Raw genomic sequence first — 17,940 nt, forward strand, 5'->3', positions numbered from 1 at the left:
CGAGCACATGGGATTTGCCGGCAGGGAAGCACACCCCTGATGGCCCGGATCAAACAGCACGGGCGGACGGGAGAAACCGGCCGGCTGAGCGTGGGCACTCGAACCGTCGCGCGCGCTTGCGTGGACCGGCGTTGTCATCGGGGTGAACGGGGTGTGGGGGCTCGTCCCCTCCCGCGAAAGGAAAGCAATGTCCCAAAGGCGCGTATATGACCACACGGCTGCGTTGCTCCGGCAGCCGGATCCACACTCCACCGCCAGCCTTGAGCTGGTCCGTCTGGCGTCCCTGGCTGCGTCGAGCCACAACACCCAGCCATGGAAGTTCCTGGTTACGCCAGATGCAATTACGATCCAGCCCGACCGCACCCGTAGCTGCGCCGTCGTCGACCCCGACGACGCGCACCTGTTCAAGAGTCTCGGCTGCGCGGCCGAGAACCTCGTCCAAGCAGCCAACGCCAGGGGCCAGGCCGCCGAAGTCTCCTTTGATCCGGCCGGACAGGTCATCGTCGTGCGCCTCAAACCGTCCAGCACTCTCGGGCCGACCAGGCTCTCGTCCGCGATCGAGACACGTCAGTGCACCCGCGGAACGTATGACGGCCAGCCCGTCAGCAGCAAAGACCTCGCGGCCCTCAAACAGGCCGGCAGCATTGAAGGTGTGCAGTGCATCCTCCTCTGCGACCGGGGGCAAATCGACACTGTGGCCGGTTTCGTGACACGCGGCAACCTCACGCAATTGAATAACAAGGCCTTCCGTCGCGAGCTCGTGTCCTGGATCCGCTTCAACCCCGCCGCCGCGCTGCGCCGCGGAGACGGACTCGCCGGCCTCACCACGGATCAGCCGCCAATCCCGGCACCGGTCGGAAAGCTCTTCTCCCGGGCGCTGATCAGAGCCGGAGCACAGGCGCGAAAAGATGCGGAGCACCTCTCGAGCTCCCCCGGGGTGGCGATCTTCGCCACCACCGGCAACGACGCGCGGTCCTGGGTGGCGGCCGGCCGCGCCTACCAGCGCTTCGCCCTTCAGGCCGAGGCCCTCGACATCCGTTCAGCCTTCGTCAACCAACCGATGGAAGTACCCGGGCTGCGCCTCGAGTTCGAATCCTGGCTGGGCCTCACCCACGAACGCGCGCAACTCGCCGTGCGCTTCGGTCACGGCCCGAAGCTTCCCTACAGCCTGCGCCGACCCGTCCACGACGTCCTCGTCAGCAGCTCCGTACAGGCAGGGCCACTGCCCGGCACGGCCGCTACATGACCATCACGACTGGCTGTCCGGTGCAACCGCATAGCCTTCCCGTGTTTCGCCTGCAGCCGGTGTAGCGCCATGGTTACTGACTCACACGGCATGGTTTCGCGCCGCTCAGTGGTGCGGGGGCTCGGGTTGGGGAGCGCCACAATCGTGGTGACTGCCGCGGGCCTCGTCAGCTACCGCGCTTTCGATAACGGGGTGATGAATGCTGGATCCGGCGCTCCCTACGACGCGTGGACGCACTGGCGTACCGACCCGACACCGCTCGGGGCGGTCGGGGCGGCGATCCTGGCCGCGAGTCCCCACAATCAGCAGGGCTGGACTTTCCGCGTGACCGCTCAGGCTGTCGACGTGTTTGCGGATCCGACACGGGAGATGCCGATGACGGATCCATTCTTGCGGGAACATCACGTCGGCCTCGGCTGTGCCCTCGAGAATCTGGCACTCGGGCTGCTGGCCCGCGGGTATCGGCCCGAGGTGATTCTGATGCCCTCCGCCGCTGATCCCACCCACGTGGCGTCGGTTACGTTGATCTCTGTGGAGGCGGCGTCTACCTCTCTGCACGACGCCATCGGCGACCGACACTCAAATCGTGGACCGTACGAAAGCACGGCCGTTCCGGACGGCGTGCTGAGCGACCTGGCTGGCCCCACCGGAGATAGCGGTGTCCGGGTTCACTGGCTCACCTCACCGAAGGAGACAAAGGCATTCAGTACGATCGTGATTGATGCCACCCGGGCGATTATCGATGATCGCGGCCAGTCGGAGGAGTTCTTCATCCGGTTCAGGAACAACCGTGACGACATAGACCGGTTCCGCGACGGCGTCACGCTCGACGGGCAGGGGCTTGCGCCGTTCACCCTCACCCTCGCCAAGCTTCTGCCCGCCTATTCACGTGCTGAGGGTGACCAGTTCTGGCTTGACCAGACCCGCACCATTCACACCGCGACGGCGGCCGCTTTCGGTGTGGTCACCGTCGCGGATGCCGATGACCCGCGGCTGCGGCTTGCCGGCGGACGGCTTCTGCAGCGGGTTCACCTTGGTGCCACCTCACGGGGATTGGGCTTGCAGCACATGAACCAGGTCACCGAAAGGATGGATCGCGAACGCGACCAGAGTCTTCCCGCGTCATTTGCCCCGCGCCTGCGGGAGCTTCTGCCCGCCGGAGTTGTGCCGTTGGTCGCGTTCCGACTCGGGACTCCCGTGCGGGCATCCCGACCCAGCCCCCGGCGCCCGCTGCATGAGGTGCTCCGGTGAACGGGATCCTGCGACGCCAGCGAATCGCACGGTGGCTCGGCATCGCGGGCGCAGTTCTCGGCCTGGTCGCGGGGGCAATTCAAGCCACCGTAGGAGCCCGGATCCCGCAGTGGACCGGCGACAAGAACAGTCCCCTTGCACTGGGCACGCTCACTTTGATTCTCTCTCTCGTCGCGCTGCTCAGCGCGCTCACTCTAGGACGAACTCCGCTGTCCACACCGCATCGGCTGGCGGCGGCGACGGGACTGCTCATCCCGGGGCTGCTGTGCTTTACGACGGTCGGAACTCTGTGGTACCTACCCGGCGGAATATTGCTGGCAGCGACGGCTCTCGCAGTCAGCGCGGGTGCAAGCCGTGCGTCACGCCGCTTCGTTCTGACGCAGTGGCTTGCCGGACTGGTGAGCATTCTCGGACTGCTCGAATTGATGCTGGCTGCGGGCACGGGTGTGGGGTGGATTGCCGCAATTGGAATCGTTGGCAGCCTCGCCGTGGTCGTCGCCCCCTGGGTTTCCCCTACGCTGCCCAGAATGACGCTGATCATCCTGGGCGCCGTGCCCTTCGCACTCCTTACCTGGTGGAGCATCGCGAGCCCGCTACTCGCCGTCGTTGCTCTCGGACTCGGCGCCAGCGGCACCCTGCGGAGAACTCCGGCCCTGATCACGGGACGGGTCCCGTAGTCCATGAAGCACCCACGATTCTCGATCTCACGTCGCCGGTGGAACCCAACTGGCGGCAACGACAGCCCTGCTCCGACGGCGCCGCTACGGCACCAGATTGGCGACGGAAGCCGGTTTCCGGATGATAGCCCGCCGATCGAGCGCGTGAGCACTGATGACCTTATGTCCCTGGCCAGCGACCACGGAACTTCACCGATGCAGGTGGGCGTCGTGCTCCTGTTGGACACCAGCGCGGGCCTCGACCCGACACTTCTTGTCGCCGCCATCGGCAGGCGTCTGCCGGGCATCCCGCGGCTTCGTCAACTCCTCGTGAAGGTACCGATCGGATGCGGGCGGCCGATCTGGGTGGACTCAGCTAACTTCACGATCACCGATCATGTTTCTGTCGTGGCGTGCCCCGGACCGGGAGGGATGGACGGGGTGCTGTCGGTTGCAGCCGGATTGGTGAGAGTTCGCCTCCCCCGCGGTCGCCCTCTCTGGTCGGCCTCGATCGTGACGGGGGTTGGTGAGGGCAGGTCTGCCCTGGTCGTTGTGTTCCACCACGTGCTCGCGGACGGTGTCGCGGGCCTCGCTATCCTGGGCGAACTCGCGGGGGAAGGGGCGGAATCCAGCGACGCGGGGTTCCCACGCCCTGCACCGACCCGAACTCAACTTGCCCGTGATGCTGCCGAACGTGGTCTGGGCACGGCAAGACAGCTCCCCCGAACGATCGCGCGGGTCGGCCAGGCACTTCGCCAGCTGCGTTCGTCAATTGGCGGTAAAGCGAGCCGGACCTCCCTGAATCGTCCCACCGGCACCCGGCAGCGCTTCGAGATACTCAGCCGCGACCTGTCAGTCATCCGCGAGGTGGCTCATAGCCATAACGCAACGGTCAACGACGTCGTCCTGACCGCCATTACCGGGTCGCTTCACCACCTCCTCGCGGAACGAAGTGAGAAAACGGACGACATCATTGCCTCGATCCCGTTCTCCTCCCGAGATCGCACGACGGCGAGATTGTTGGGTAACCGGAGCGGCGCCATCCCCCTTCGGCTCCCCGCAACCGAAGAACCCGGAGAACGGCTCCGGGCCATCGCCGGCATCACCAAGGCGGCAAGAGCTTCCCCGCCCGGCAGTTCCACCGCGGTGCTTGGTCCCCTCTTCCGCCTGCTGGCGACCATTGGACTCCTTCAACGCTTCGTCGACCATCAGCGGGTTATCCACACCTTCGTGACCAACCTCATCGGGCCCCAATCGATGGTGACCATCGGGGGATTTCCCGTCGTAGACATTGTTCCGCTCACCGTTGTCATCGGGAACGTGACCGTGTCCTTCGCTGTGTTCTCCTATCGGGGCAAGCTCACGATCACCCTGGTCGCCGATCCCGACACGTGCCCGGACCTGGATCGCTTACACATGCTGTTGGCGCTTGAGCTGGATCAGCTGAGCTCGAGCCCTGGGTCGCCCGGAGTTGGTGAGGGTCCGTTCGTCTCCTGATGAACAGAACCATCGGTAGCAAAACAACAAAGGATGAGCAATGAACAGGGAAATTTCGTCCATCGAAGTCGACCAACGACGTGCGGACAGCGGGGCCAAGTCATGGCTGCGCCTCTCGATCGCCGCCGCCGTCCTGGCCTTCATCGGCAGCGTAATCGGGCTCACCGTCAACGGTATCTATGACAGTCTGACATCCGCTTTTCTGTTCCAGGCGCTTGCACAGGACATTGTCAATGCGGTTGTGGCCGCCCCGCTGGTCGTGCTCTGCGCTGTTCTAGCACTGCGCGGATCGTATCGCGCCTATCTGATCTGGTTGGGAGCTGTCGCGTTTACGGTGTACAGCTATGTGATCTACACCTTCTCCGTCCCGTTCGGTGCGGTCTTCCCGCTATGGGTCGCAGTTCTCAGCCTCAGCCTCTTCGCCCTGATCGGCGGGTTGACGTCTATCGACAGGGAGAGGACCGCTGAGCGCTTCACAAGCAATCGCGCCGTCACAGTCGCGGCTTGGACTCTCCTGGTAGTTGCCGGGATGTTCGGCCTGCTCTGGCTTTCCGAGGACGTGCCCGCCCTGCTCGACGGCAGCAGACCACAAAGTGTGGTCGACATGGACCTGCCGACCAACCCCGTCCACGTCCTCGACTATGCCTTCTTCCTCCCGGCCGCACTCGGCGCCGGTATCAGGCAACTCCAACGGCGCGCGTTCGCCTTCCCCATCACGGCGGCCTTCCTTGTCTTTCTCCTCCTGACCTCCCTGCCAATTCTGATCACACCGTTTGTGCAGACGGCACTCCGCGAGCCGGCAGCGTGGGGCATCATGGTCCCCATCGGCATCGTGGCCGCGGTCATCCTCGGAATACTGGGTTGGCTTCTGGCGACGGTTCGAACGCTGCGAACGCCCCGTGCCGGCGCGCCCGGGCTGGGTGCGGCTGGCGGCTCGTAGCCAGTCCGCCTGGTTCGCAGTGGATCGGCTCAGGAAAATTCGGGTCACTACGACCCCTGGCCGAGACTCAGCCTGGGATCTTTTCTGTTTTCCGGACCGCCCCCAACACCACCGCGGCGACGGCGGCCGCCGCCAGGTTGAGGCCCTGATAACCGACCCCGCTCATCACGAGTCCGGAGAACCCTGCCCCGACGGCGCCGGCGACCCCCATCATGGTGTCCGAGACGCCCTGGACTAGGACCCGGTCGTCGGCGCCGACGCTTTCGGCGAGCAGGGTGGACCCGGCGATGGTGGCCGCGGACCAGCCCAGCCCGAGCAGCACCAGTCCCACCGTCACCAGGACCGGCTGGGCCTGTCCGAAGCCGGCCACGAGGACCGAGAGCAGGATCAGGCCGTGGCCCAGGATGATGACCGGGAGCCGGCCTGCCTTGTCCGTCAGCCAGCCCATCACCGGAGAGAGTGCGTACATCCCGGCGATGTGCAGCGAGATGGTGAATCCGATCAGGACAAGTACATCGGTGCTGGCGGCGTGGGCGTGGCCGGCCGGCATATCGGCAAGGGGCCCCTCGGTCAGCAATTGCAGGTGCAGGGGCGTCATCGACATCACGGCGGCCATACAGCCGTGCGCCGCGATGACCGCGAGGAGGGCCAGCCGGGCCCGCGGTGAGGCCCGGATGGCGCGCATACCATGACGGAGGCCGTGCCGCCGTCGGGCAGCGTTGGTGGCTCCGGCGGCAGCGGCGCCTCTACTGGCGGCGGTGCCGGCGGCGGCGGGCGGGCTGGCTGCGGTGCCGGCGGCGGCGGGCGGGCTGCCGGCGGAACGGAGCCGGGCGGCCAGTAGCAGCGGATCCGGCCGCAGACCAAGGATCAGCAGCAGCGCGGCCAGCGCCAGCCCCGCCGTGGAGAACACGAACGGACCGGCCAGTGCCGGCAGGCCAAGGGCCTCCCCCACGAGGGCGCCCGGACGGATCAGGTTGGGACCGGCGACGGCGCCGATGGTCACGGCCCAGACCACGATCGCCAGGGAACGGCCGCGGTGTTCCGGCTCGGCGAGGTCGACGGCGGCGAAACGGGCCTGCAAATTGGCGGCCGTGCCGAGTCCCAGCAGGGCCGCGGCCAGCAGCAGCACCGGGAAGCCGCCCGTCACCGTGGCGACGATCACCAGCATTGCCCCGGCCATGGCGGAGAGCAGGCCGGTCACCAGGGCGGCCCGCCGGCCTCGTCGTCCGGCCAGTCCTGCGAGCGGCAGGGCGGCCGCCGCGGCGCCGAGGGTCATGGTGGTGGTGACCGAGCCGGCCCAGGCGTTCGAGCCGGAGAGCTGGACCGCCAGCAGGGATCCGACGGAGAGACTGGCGCCGCTGCCCACGCCGCTGAGGAGCTGGGCGGCACTGAGCACGGAAACGGTCCGACGCTGTACCCGGCGGGGATCCAGCGCCGGACTCTCCGCTGCGGCAGCGCCAAAGGTTTTCACGGTCCGAGCCTAGCCGAACCGCAGGGCTACCCCGCGTCGCTCAGGCTCTCGCGGGAGTCCGCTTCGAGCCGGGGCGTCCAGCTTGGCTGCGCTCACCGGCTTAGCCTAGGCGTGCCCGGCGGCCTGCATCTGGCGCAGTTCCTTCTTCAATTCGCCGACCTCGTCGCGGAGCCTCGCGGCAAGCTCGAAGTGGAGTTCCCCGGCGGCCGCGTGCATCTGTTCGGTCAATTGTTCGATCAGTCCGACGAGATCCTCCGCCGGAGCGGCGGCCAGCCCGTCGGCCCGGATCCTCGACTCGCCTTTGCCCTTGCCGCGCGCCTTGCCGGCGTTGGCGAGCAGCTCGCGGGTGTCCGCGTCTTCCTTGGCGATCTGATCAGTGATGTCCGCGATCTTCTTCCGCAGCGGCTGCGGATCGATCCCTCTTTCGGTGTTGTACGCGACCTGGATTTCGCGGCGCCGGTTGGTCTCGTCGATGGCCTTGGCCATGGAATCGGTGATGCGGTCCGCGTACATGTGGACCTCGCCGGAGACGTTCCGGGCGGCACGGCCGATGGTCTGGATCAGCGAGGTGGCCGAGCGAAGGAAGCCTTCCTTGTCCGCGTCCAGGATGCTCACCAGCGAAACCTCCGGCAGGTCCAGCCCTTCACGGAGCAGGTTGATGCCCACCAGCACGTCGAAGACGCCCATCCGGAGTTCACGGAGCAGCTCCACCCGGCGGAGGGTGTCGACGTCGGAGTGCAGGTACTCCACCTTGACGCCGTGGCCCAGCAGATAGTCTGTGAGGTCCTCGGCCATCCGCTTGGTCAAGGTGGTGACCAGGACGCGTTCGTTCTTCTGGGTGCGGGTCCGGATCTCACCGAGGAGGTCATCAATCTGGCCCTTGGTGGGCTTGACAATCACCTCGGGGTCGATCAGGCCGGTGGGACGGATGATCTGCTGGACGAAACCGTCGGATTTGCCGAGCTCAAACTTGCCCGGGGTCGCGGACAGGTAGACCGTCTGGCCCACCCGGTCCTGAAACTCGTCCCACTTGAGCGGGCGGTTGTCCATCGCGGACGGAAGCCGGAAGCCGTGGTCCACGAGGTTCCGCTTGCGGGACATGTCCCCCTCGTACATGGCGCCGATCTGCGGCACCGTGACGTGGGATTCATCAATCACCAGGAGGAAGTCGTCCGGGAAGTAGTCGATGAGGCAGTGCGGCGCGGTCCCACGGGCGCGGCCGTCAATGTGCGAAGAGTAGTTCTCGATGCCGTTGCAGAAGCCCATCTGCTGCATCATTTCCAGGTCATAGGTGGTGCGCATCCGGAGCCGCTGGGCCTCGACCAGTTTGTTCTGGCCTTCCAGCACCGCGAGACGCTCGGCCAGTTCGTCTTCGATTCTCTTGATCGCCCGGCCCATACGTTCCGGACCGGCCACGTAGTGCGAGGCAGGGAAGACGTACATCTCGGTCTCGTCCCGGAGCACTTCGCCGGTCAGCGGGTGAAGAGTCTGGATGTTCTCGATCTCGTCGCCGAAGAACTCGATCCGGATCGCAAGCTCCTCGTACATCGGGATGATTTCCACGGTATCGCCGCGGACGCGGAACGTGCCGCGGTGAAAGTCCATGTCGTTGCGGGTGTACTGCATGGAAACGAACTTGCGGAGCAGATCATCGCGGTTCATCTCGGCACCCCTGCGGAGCGTGACCATGCCGGCGATGTACTCTTCCGGCGTGCCGAGGCCGTAGATGCAGGAGACGGTAGCCACCACGATCACGTCGCGGCGCGTCAGCAGCGCGTTGGTAGCGGAGTGCCGGAGCCGTTCCACTTCCTCGTTGACGGATGAGTCCTTCTCGATGAAGGTGTCCGTCTGCGCCACGTAGGCCTCAGGCTGGTAGTAGTCGTAGTAGGACACGAAGTACTCCACCGCGTTGTTCGGGAGCAGTTCGCGGAATTCGTTGGCCAGTTGCGCGGCCAGGGTCTTGTTCTGCACCATCACCAGAGTGGGCCGCTGGACCTGCTCAATCAGCCAGGCCGTCGTCGCGCTTTTACCGGTACCGGTGGCACCGAGCAGCACCACGTCCTTCTCGCCGTTATTGACGCGCTCGGTCAGGTCGGCGATCGCGGCCGGCTGGTCACCTGCCGGCTGGAAATCGCTGATGACCTCGAAGGGCGCCACGACACGGTTAATCTCCTGGGCAAGACTCATGCATCTAATCTACCGCCGGGCTCCGACGGGTTGCCCCGATTCAGCTTTCGGCGGTACGGTCCGGCTCCGTTTCCTGTTCCCGTTCCGGGTACGACGGCGGCTGCCAGCCGGTGCGCTGTACCCACGCCTCCATCCGCGCTGCAGCATGCCCGGCGAACCAGGCCTCTTTGTCGGCGGCGTAGCCCGCGGTGGATTTGTCCACGCCGTGCAGCGTGGCGACCCGGCGTTTCTCGGCCAGGTAGTCGGCCCGGGCGTCCTCGTCCTCGCGCAGCCAGTCCCGGAAGCACAGCGCGAACCGCCAGCCCGGGGACCCCACGGCCCGGACGTGGAGTTTGACCGCCCGCCCGGGGTCCGCGTTGCCGTGCAGCCGCTTTAGCCAGTCCGCCGGGTCCGGGTGCGAGGGCTTGGGGTTGTCGGTTACGATGCCGGGCCAGCCGGGGAAGCCCGCCTCGGCCAGCAGCGGCGCGATCCGGCCCGCGGCGGCCATGTCCGCAACGCCGAGCTGGAGGTCCAGCACGTCCTTCGCGGCGAGTCCTGGGACGGCGGTGGACCCGACATGGTCCAGCGCCAGGATGTCCTGTGTCAGGTCGTCCTGCGCTGCGGACGCCCGCAGGCGCGCGACGAGCCGGGCGGCCTGCGCGGGCCAGTCCGGGTTGGGATCCGTCAGCACCGGCCCGCCGGTCCACGGTGCGAGGCGGTGCCTGGCCAGGTTCTCCGCGAAGGGCGCCAGCCGGAACTTCCAGAGCCGGTCCACTGCGTCGCGGAGCTCGGCCGTGGAACCGGAGTTGTCCAGCACGACGTCGGCCGCCGCCAGCCGCTCCTCCCGCGTGGCCTGGGCAGCCATCCGGGCGCGGGCGTCCTCCTCGCTCATCTGCCGGTGTTGCATCATGCGCTGGAGCCGGACGGCGTCCGGGGCGTCCACCACCACCACGAGGTGGAAATTGGCACCCTGGCCCGTCTCGACTAAAAGGGGGATGTCCTGCACTATGACGCCGTCCTTCGGCGCCGCAACGGCCAGCGCGGCGGCACGCTCCCGGACGAGCGGGTGAATGATGCCGTTCAGCACGGCCAGGCGTTCCGGGTTGCCGAACACGAGGGCGCCGAGCTTCGGCCGGTCCAGGCCGCCGTCGGACGCCAGGACAGCCTTACTGAAGGCCTCCACCACCTTGGCCAGTCCGGCCGTTCCCGGCTCCACCACCTCGCGGGCCAGGGCGTCGGCGTCGATCACCACAGCGCCGAGCTCGCGCAGCCGCGCAGCAACCACTGACTTCCCTGCGGCGATGCCGCCCGTCAACCCGATCTTCAGCATCCCACCAGACTAAACTGATCCGGTGGCAGAAGACGCGGTTTCCCCGGACAGCAGGGCCACCGTCTATACGACGCTTTCCGCGGGGCCGGAGTTCCGGCACGAACTCGAGGTCAAACGCTCCCGGTTCATCACCGTGCTGCACCGCACCGGGGATGAGGACAGCGCCCGTGCCGTGCTCGCCGGGCTGCGCAGGGAATTCCACGATGCCCGGCACCATTGTTCCGCCTTCGTTCTGACCCCGGACCGGGAGGTGCAGCGCTCCAACGACGACGGCGAACCCGCCGGCACGGCCGGGACTCCGATGCTCGAGGCGCTGCTGAAACGCGAGACTGCGCCCGGGGTGACGGACCTCAGTGACCTGACCGCCGTCGTCGTCCGCTATTTCGGCGGCATCCTGCTGGGCGCGGGCGGGCTGGTCCGGGCGTACTCCGAATCCGTCTCCGGCGCCCTGGATCACGCGCCGCTGGTGCAGCGGCGCCGGCTGCGGATTTGCGCCGTCAACGTGCCGCATACGGCGGCGGGCCGGCTGGAAAATGACCTGCGCGCCGCAGGCTATGTGATGGCTGCAACCAGCTACGAGGCGCAGACCACTGTCCTCAGGCTTGCCCTGCCGGATGATCCGGCCGGGCTGGCCGAGGCGGCGGAGCGGCTCGCCGCCCTGTCGGCCGGACATGCCGTGCTGCGGCCCGGAGAAACGGAGTGGATCGATGTCCCCATCAGTTGAGGCCTATGGCGTGGTGGCGCTGCTCGACGTGACCGGGGACGTCCTGGAGCAGCTTCTTACCGTGGCGATCCGGGGCGCCGATGCCGACGAGGTCACTCCGCCCCTTGGCAGCGCGACGGGCTGGAACCCCGAGCGGGTCAGCTGGTTCCGCGACTACCACCACGCCGCCACGGCCGGGCTGGACGGGCCGGCACGGCAGCGGAGCTGGGCCATCAGTTGCGACGGTGAGCTGGCCGGGTCCATCCGGCTCAAGCGGCTGGGCCCGGGCACCCTCGAAACGGGGATCTGGCTGGCCCGGGACTTCCGTGGCCGGGGTGTGGGCCGCGACGCGCTGCGGCTGGTGAAGGCCCACGCGGCCGAGTCGGGGGCGACGGTACTTGAGGCCGACACCACGGCCGGCAACCACGGTGCCCTGGCGCTCCTGCGGTCGGCGGGGGCAGAGCTGGAGACCGGGACAGCGCTGGAGACCGGGGCGGGAGCAGCGAAAGCCGGGGTCCCGGGCTCGGTCCCGGTCAAGGCCAGGATCGCGCTGCACTGATTCCCGCCGCGGGACATGCCCCACCTTCCCCGCGGCCACCGGACACAATGCCACTGTGCGCATTCCCCGGGCCCAGGACTGGACATGTCCCTCTCAGTTCGACGCGAGGACTGGACATGTCCCGCCGGGAGTCTGACCGCTGGACATGTCCCTTAACGAAAGGTGGCCGCCCCCGCAGGGACGGCCACCTTCACGGTGCTACTTCAAGCTACTAAACGCCTGGTCCCAGGGAGCGGACTCCCGGAGATACAAAGGCAATTAGTTGCCGGTCAGCTTCTCACGCAGTGCTGCAAGAGCCTCGTCGGAAGCAAGCGTGCCGCCACCGGTGTTGGTCTCGGCCGCAGCCGGCTCGGAGGAGTAGCTGGTGGTGCCCGAGTCGCTCTCGCCGGACGTTGCGGCTGCAGCGTCGTCGGCAGCGTGCTGGACAACCTGCTTCTTGTGGGCTTCCCAGCGGGTCTGGGCGTCAGCGTACTGCTGCTCCCAGGCGGCGCGCTGCGTCTCGTAGCCTTCAAGCCACTCGTTGGACTCCGGATCGAAGCCCTCCGGGTACTTGTAGTTGCCCTCTTCGTCGTACTCAGCGGCCATGCCGTAGAGAGCCGGATCGAATTCGGTGCTCTCGGCGTCAACGCCCTCATTCGCCTGCTTGAGGGAGAGGGAGATGCGGCGACGCTCGAGGTCGATGTCGATGACCTTGACGAACAGTTCGTCACCCACGGAGACAACCTGCTCGGCCAGCTCTACGTGGCGGACGGCGAGCTCGGAGATGTGGACCAGGCCTTCGATGCCGTCTTCCACGCGAACGAACGCGCCGAACGGAACCAGCTTGGTGACCTTACCCGGCACAACCTGCCCGAGGGCGTGCGTGCGGGCAAAGGTCTGCCACGGATCTTCCTGCGTGGCCTTGAGCGACAGGGAAACACGCTCGCGGTCCAGATCGACTTCGAGAACCTCGACGGTGACTTCCTGGCCTACCTCGACAACCTCGGACGGGTGGTCGATGTGCTTCCAGGACAGCTCGGATACGTGAACCAGGCCGTCTACGCCGCCCAGGTCAACGAAGGCACCGAAGTTGACGATGGAGGAAACGACGCCGGGACGGACCTGGCCCTTTTCCAGCTTGTTGAGGAACGTGGAGCGGACCTCGGACTGGGTCTGCTCGAGCCAGGCACGGCGGGACAGCACAACGTTGTTGCGGTTCTTGTCCAGCTCGATGATCTTGGCTTCGATCTTCTGACCGATGTACGGAGCGAGGTCGCGCACACGGCGCATCTCGACGAGGGATGCGGGCAGGAAGCCGCGCAGACCGATGTCGAGGATAAGACCACCCTTGACAACCTCGATGACGGTACCGGTGACGACACCGTCCTCTTCCTTGACCTTCTCGATGTCACCCCAGGCACGCTCGTACTGAGCGCGCTTCTTGGAGAGGATCAGGCGGCCTTCTTTGTCTTCCTTGGTGAGTACCAGAGCTTCGACGAGATCGCCGACGGAAACAACTTCCGAGGGATCGACGTCATGCTTGATGGACAGCTCGCGGGAGGGAATGACACCTTCGGTCTTGTAACCGATGTCGAGCAGAACTTCGTCGCGGTCGACCTTGACGACGGTACCTTCGACGAGGTCTCCGTCGTTGAAGTACTTGATGGTGGCGTCGACTGCTGCGAGGAAGTCCTCAGCGGTACCGATGTCGTTAATGGCGACTACGGGGGTACCGGGCTTCTCGGTGGAGGTGATGGTCATGTAGTAGGGGCTCCGTTGTGGATAGTGAGTCGGTCAGGCAAACCGCTTCGCCCGCACTATGGAATGCACGCGAAGACCACGGCGTCTCAACTTCGATCAGCCGGGTCATCCTGATTTGTGGATTGTAGATGCGCGCACGTTGTACACGCCCGTCTAGTCTAGTCGTTTACGTCAACGCCGGTCAAAGCGCAACCGGGCTGATGAGGCCCGGATTGCGGCCGCTTTTCCGCTAAAAGTGCGTGAGGCAGTGCGGGGCGCGTTCGACGGCGAACATCAGCCGCGCTTTCAGCGCCGCCCCCGGGCTGTGCTCGGCGATCCGCCCTGCCGCAGTCAGCGTCACGGGGCAGACGCCGCCCAGGTAGATCGAACCGAGCTCGGCGACGTCGAGGACGAGCTCCGGCGCAGTACCCGCCGGAGCGTCCGTGACGGTGGCTTCGCCGCCGCTGATGGTGAGCGCGAACGTACCGTCCGCGAAGCCCAGGGGGTCGGTTATGCCCAGGACCAGGGTTCCGTCGGCGGAGTAGCGCCGCGCGCCGAGGGCGGCAGCCGTGTCCAGCACCCTGAGCCAGAGCATGTCGCCATGATCGGCGGAGTCGATGCAGCGCGGGTCCTCGAGCGCCCACACCAGTGGGTCCTCAACCGGCGCTTCACTCCAGCTCACCCGCTGGATCAGGTCCATGCTGCCCAGGAACTGCCACAGCTCCAGGTAGCCGGACTCCGTCGCCGCCACGAGATCAACGATCTCCATGGCATGGGGTTTGGTGTCCCAGCCGGAGAACTTGTAGGAGACATAGCCGTCCACGCTCCCGGCAGCGTCATAGTGCAGGGCGCACCTGATCGCGTCGTCCTCTGCGCCGTCCTTCCCGAGGGTTCCCGAGCTGCGCTGCCGGTACGCGTCCTGCCGTACCAGCGATCCCGGGGTGGCCCGGTGGACGCGGTCGAACACGGCCGGGGCCAGTTCCAGCAGGACCTTCCGGTCCGCGATCTCCACCGTCCCGCCGGGCACGTGCCGCACGCGGAACCGCGGCCCGGTGTCCACCTTGATGCTGCGTTCAAAGGTGGCGACGCCGAAGCCGAACCGCCCGTAGATCGAAGCTTCCGACGCCGTCAGGGCAGCCATCGCCAGGCCGTCGGCCCTGGACGCGTTGAGGTCCTCGGTCATCATCCGGCGCAGAAGACCCTGCCGCCGGTGGGTTCCGCGGACAGTCACGGCGGTAATCAGCTGCGTTTCGAGCTGCCGGCCGTAGCCGACGTTGAGCTCCTTGCGCAGGGTCCCGAAGGTCGCCACGGGAATGTCTGCCGGCAGGGAGTGGGCGGCAACGGTACCGGTCTGGTAAACCCCCGTCAGCTCGCGGTTGTCCGCGCGGTACGTGGCCATGACCTTGTCAACGAACTCGTCCTTGTGCCGCTCGTCGTAGAACCCGACGCCCACGCCGCGCAGCCAGGCGGCCCCCAGCGCATAGTCAGGCTCATCCTTTTCGGCCGCCCGGAACCGCCGGATCTGGTACTTTTCTGCCACGTGTTTCTCCCCCTGAATCGCTGCGGTCCCGGCGGCCCCGGAATCCGAAAATTTAGTGCCGAATCGAACTCAGTGCCGAAATGCTGGTGCCGAAGTGCTGGCGCCGAACAGCTAGTGCCCGGCCTCGTACCAGCTGGAGCCGACGCCGATCTGGACATCGAGCGGAACGGTCAGCTCTGCGGCCGCTCCCATCTGCTCAGTCACAAGCCTCTCCACGGCCTCGCGCTCCCCGGCGGCGACCTCCAGAACAAGTTCGTCATGGACCTGCAGCAGCATCCGCGATTTGAGGTCCTGTTCCGCAAGCGCGCCGGAGACGCCCAGCATGGCGCGTTTTATGATGTCAGCCGCCGATCCCTGGATCGGCGAGTTCAGCGCGATGCGTTCCGCGTTCTCGCGCAGCTGGCGGTCGGTGCTGGTGAGGTCCGGGAGGTACCGGCGGCGCCCCTCGATGGTGGCGGTGTACCCGTCGATCCGGGCCTGCTCCACCACGCCGCGGAGGTAGTCGCGGACGGCGCCGAACCGGTCGAAGTAGTCCTTCATGAGGGTCCGGGCCTCGTCAACGGAGATCTCCAGCTGCTTGGAGAGCCCGAACGAGGTCAGACCATACGCCAGGCCGTAGGACATCGCCTTCACCTTGGAGCGCATGGCGCTGGTGACCTGGTCTGTGGGCACGTGGAAGATGTTGGATCCCACGAACCGGTGGAGGTCTTCGCCGTCCTTGTACGCCTGGATCAGGCCGGCGTCCCCGGAAAGGTGGGCCATGATGCGCATTTCGATCTGCGAGTAGTCCGCGGAGAGCAGGCAGTCGTAGCCTTTGCTGACCACGAAGATGCCGCGGACGCGCCGGCCTTCCTCGCTGCGGATCGGGATGTTCTGCAGGTTGGGATTGTTGGAGGAAATCCGGCCCGTGGCTGCGACATTCTGCGCGTAGGTGGTGTGGATCCGGCCGTCGTCCGTGACGGACTTCTTGAGCGACTCCAGCATCTGGCGCAGCTTCGACGATTCGCGGTGCGCCATGAGCTGGACCAGGAATTCGTGTCCGGTCTTTTCCAGCAGGTTCTTGAGCGACGCGGCGTCGGTGGTGTAGCCGGACTTGATCTTCTTGGTCTTCGGCAGGCCCAGGTCCGCGAACAGCACGGTCTGCAGCTGCTTGGGGGATCCCAGGTTGACCTCGTGACCGATCGCGGCGAAGGCAAGCTCCTGGGCGTTCTCGATCACCTTGGCCAGGTCCGCCAGCTGCTCGTCCATGCGGGGCAGGTCAATGGCGATTCCCGCGAGTTCCATGTCCGCGAGGACCCGGCTGACTGGCAGCTCCAGGGTGGTGAGCAGGTCCTGGGCTTTGCGCTCCGTCAGTTCCGTTTCAAAGAACCGGCTCAGGGCCTGGACGACGGCGGCAACGTGGACCAGTGCCCCCGCGGCAGCGGCATCGTCGCCGTCGAACGCCAGCTCAAGCTGGCCGGCCTTGGCGGCCTCGGTCGAGACGGCGACGTTGAGGTGATGCTGCGCCAACTCCGCAATTTCGTAGCTGCGGCGGTCAGGCTGAATGAGGTAGCCGGAAATCGAGGTGTCGTCGACCACGCCGGCCAGTTCCAACCCGCGGCCGCTCAGCGCTTTCAGGGCAGCCTTGAAACCGTGCATCACCTTCGCTGAGCGGGCGTCCCGCAGCCACGCTGCCAGGACGTTTTCGGCGTCGGCGTCCTGGCTTGCCAGGTCGATGTAGGCCGCGGCATCATCGCGGACGATCGCCACGGCGGCGGCATCCTCCCCGATCCGGCCCGGCACGAGGTCGACGGCGACGGCTGACCGCTTGCCGGCACCCGCCGCAAGGAAGGCGCCCAGCTCGGCCGCTCCGGCCGGGATCACGAAGTCCGGGGTTTCGAGGCTTTCCCGCTCCGTTTCCGCCACCGAACTGCCATAGAGGGCGAAGAGGCGGGTGCGGATGGTCTTGAATTCGAGGGTGTCGAAAAGCTCCTCGAGGGCCGCCTGGTCCGGCTGCGGTTCCGCAAGTTCGTCCAGCGTCACGGGGAGGTCCAGGTCCGTGTGGAGCCTGTTCAACCGCCGGTTGCGCAGGACACCCTCAACATTTTCGCGGAGGGCGTCCCCTACCTTCCCGCCGATCGTGTCGAGGTTGGCCAGAACCCCCTCCAGCCCGCCGTAGAGGTTGATCCACTTGGCGGCCGTTTTGGGCCCGACGCCGGGGACCCCGGGAAGGTTGTCCGCGGTCTCCCCCACGAGGGCGGCGAGGTCCGAATACTGCGCGGGACTGACGAAATACTTCGCCTGGATGGCTGCGGCGTCCAGCCGGGGAATGTCGCTGACGCCTTTCTTTGGATAGAGCACAAACACGTTGTCCGTGATCAGCTGGAAGGCATCACGGTCACCCGAGACCAGGAGTACCTCGAACCCGGCTTTGTCTCCCATGGTGGCGAGGGTGGCCAGGATGTCGTCTGCTTCATAGCCCGGCATCTTAATGGTCTTAATGCCCCATGCGCCCATGACCTTGTCGATCAGGTCGATCTGGCCGCTCATTTCCCGGGGGGTCTCGTTGCGTCCGCCCTTGTAGTCGCTGTATTCGGCTTTCCGGTGGGTGGTGTCATCCGAGACGTCGAAGGCCACGGCGACGTGGGTTGGCTTCTGTTCCTTGATGAGGTTGATCAGCATGGATGTAAAGCCGTGCACGGCGTTGGTGTGCTGCCCCGTGGCGGTGGAGAACTTGTCCGCCGGCAACGCAAAGAACGCGCGGAACGCCATGGAGTGGCCGTCCAGGACCATCAGCCGGGGCTGGCCGGTGCTTGCAATCACGGGGGCCCCGGTGGCGGGAACCGGCTCCGCGGCCCGGCTGGAGCTCAGGGAGGGCCCGGC

The 17,940-nt window shown here is 66.5% G+C and carries 13 protein-coding genes; 7 read left to right on the plus strand and 6 right to left on the minus strand.

The window, feature by feature from the left end:
- Nucleotides 1–187: 187 nt before the first annotated feature.
- The 5 genes from AC50X6_RS10695 to AC50X6_RS10715 all read left to right on the plus strand — a co-directional run bounded on the left by AC50X6_RS10695 (nucleotide 188) and on the right by AC50X6_RS10715 (nucleotide 5,590).
- A complete protein-coding gene (locus AC50X6_RS10695; RefSeq protein WP_494966187.1) occupies nucleotides 188–1,246 on the plus strand; it encodes an Acg family FMN-binding oxidoreductase in 1,059 nt (352 codons plus the stop codon).
- 90 nt (nucleotides 1,247–1,336) lie between these two features.
- The gene (locus AC50X6_RS10700) at nucleotides 1,337–2,497 is read left to right on the plus strand and encodes an Acg family FMN-binding oxidoreductase (protein ID WP_494966188.1); all 1,161 of its coding nucleotides are present in this window, start codon (nucleotides 1,337–1,339) and stop codon (nucleotides 2,495–2,497) included.
- On the plus strand, nucleotides 2,494–3,174 hold the full coding sequence (locus AC50X6_RS10705; RefSeq protein ID WP_494966189.1) for a hypothetical protein: 681 nt from the start codon (nucleotides 2,494–2,496) through the stop codon (nucleotides 3,172–3,174). Before AC50X6_RS10700 ends, AC50X6_RS10705 begins: the two co-directional genes overlap by 4 nt.
- A 144-nt stretch (nucleotides 3,175–3,318) precedes the next feature.
- Entirely contained in the window at nucleotides 3,319–4,650 is a 1,332-nt protein-coding gene (locus AC50X6_RS10710) for a wax ester/triacylglycerol synthase domain-containing protein (RefSeq protein WP_494966190.1), read from the plus strand.
- A gap of 40 nt (nucleotides 4,651–4,690) precedes the next feature.
- Nucleotides 4,691–5,590, plus strand: coding sequence for a hypothetical protein (locus AC50X6_RS10715; protein WP_494966191.1), 900 nt, complete (start codon nucleotides 4,691–4,693; stop codon nucleotides 5,588–5,590).
- 67 nt (nucleotides 5,591–5,657) lie between these two features.
- Here AC50X6_RS10715 and AC50X6_RS10720 read toward each other — a convergent pair whose 3' ends face one another.
- From AC50X6_RS10720 to coaE, 3 genes are all read right to left on the minus strand, one after another.
- A complete protein-coding gene (locus AC50X6_RS10720) occupies nucleotides 5,658–7,061 on the minus strand; it encodes an MFS transporter (RefSeq protein WP_494966192.1) in 1,404 nt (467 codons plus the stop codon).
- Nucleotides 7,062–7,166: 105 nt separating this feature from the next.
- A complete protein-coding gene (uvrB, locus tag AC50X6_RS10725) occupies nucleotides 7,167–9,248 on the minus strand; it encodes an excinuclease ABC subunit UvrB (RefSeq protein WP_494966193.1) in 2,082 nt (693 codons plus the stop codon).
- 40 nt (nucleotides 9,249–9,288) lie between these two features.
- Nucleotides 9,289–10,557, minus strand: a complete 1,269-nt coding sequence (gene coaE / locus AC50X6_RS10730; RefSeq protein WP_494966194.1) for a dephospho-CoA kinase — start codon at nucleotides 10,555–10,557, stop codon at nucleotides 9,289–9,291.
- 22 nt (nucleotides 10,558–10,579) lie between these two features.
- Between coaE and AC50X6_RS10735 the strand changes: the two genes are divergently transcribed.
- Entirely contained in the window at nucleotides 10,580–11,281 is a 702-nt protein-coding gene (locus tag AC50X6_RS10735; protein ID WP_494966195.1) for an IMPACT family protein, read from the plus strand.
- Nucleotides 11,265–11,819, plus strand: coding sequence for a GNAT family N-acetyltransferase (locus tag AC50X6_RS10740; protein ID WP_494966196.1), 555 nt, complete (start codon nucleotides 11,265–11,267; stop codon nucleotides 11,817–11,819). The genes AC50X6_RS10735 and AC50X6_RS10740 overlap by 17 nt, the downstream gene beginning before the upstream one ends.
- Before the next feature lie 258 nt (nucleotides 11,820–12,077).
- On the opposite strand, the gene rpsA is transcribed toward AC50X6_RS10740, so the two are convergent.
- The 3 genes from rpsA to polA form a co-directional block, all read right to left on the minus strand.
- Nucleotides 12,078–13,559, minus strand: a complete 1,482-nt coding sequence (gene rpsA / locus AC50X6_RS10745; RefSeq protein ID WP_326968263.1) for a 30S ribosomal protein S1 — start codon at nucleotides 13,557–13,559, stop codon at nucleotides 12,078–12,080.
- A gap of 229 nt (nucleotides 13,560–13,788) precedes the next feature.
- Entirely contained in the window at nucleotides 13,789–15,078 is a 1,290-nt protein-coding gene (locus AC50X6_RS10750) for a GNAT family N-acetyltransferase (protein WP_494966197.1), read from the minus strand.
- A 111-nt stretch (nucleotides 15,079–15,189) separates the two neighbouring features.
- Nucleotides 15,190–17,829, minus strand: a complete 2,640-nt coding sequence (gene polA / locus AC50X6_RS10755; RefSeq protein ID WP_494966271.1) for a DNA polymerase I — start codon at nucleotides 17,827–17,829, stop codon at nucleotides 15,190–15,192.
- Between the last annotated feature and the right edge of the window lie 111 nt (nucleotides 17,830–17,940).

This window comes from Pseudarthrobacter sp. HLT1-7 (genome assembly GCF_059383435.1).

Coding starts and splice junctions, on each gene's coding strand:
- AC50X6_RS10695 (WP_494966187.1), top strand. CDS start 188: ATGTCCCAAAGGCGCGTATATGACCACACGGCTGCGTTGCTCCGGCAG.
- AC50X6_RS10700 (WP_494966188.1), top strand. CDS start 1,337: ATGGTTTCGCGCCGCTCAGTGGTGCGGGGGCTCGGGTTGGGGAGCGCC.
- AC50X6_RS10715 (WP_494966191.1), top strand. CDS start 4,691: ATGAACAGGGAAATTTCGTCCATCGAAGTCGACCAACGACGTGCGGAC.
- uvrB (WP_494966193.1), bottom strand. CDS start 9,248: ATGAGTCTTGCCCAGGAGATTAACCGTGTCGTGGCGCCCTTCGAGGTC.
- coaE (WP_494966194.1), bottom strand. CDS start 10,557: ATGCTGAAGATCGGGTTGACGGGCGGCATCGCCGCAGGGAAGTCAGTG.
- AC50X6_RS10740 (WP_494966196.1), top strand. CDS start 11,265: ATGTCCCCATCAGTTGAGGCCTATGGCGTGGTGGCGCTGCTCGACGTG.
- rpsA (WP_326968263.1), bottom strand. CDS start 13,559: ATGACCATCACCTCCACCGAGAAGCCCGGTACCCCCGTAGTCGCCATT.
- polA (WP_494966271.1), bottom strand. CDS start 17,829: ATGGCGTTCCGCGCGTTCTTTGCGTTGCCGGCGGACAAGTTCTCCACC.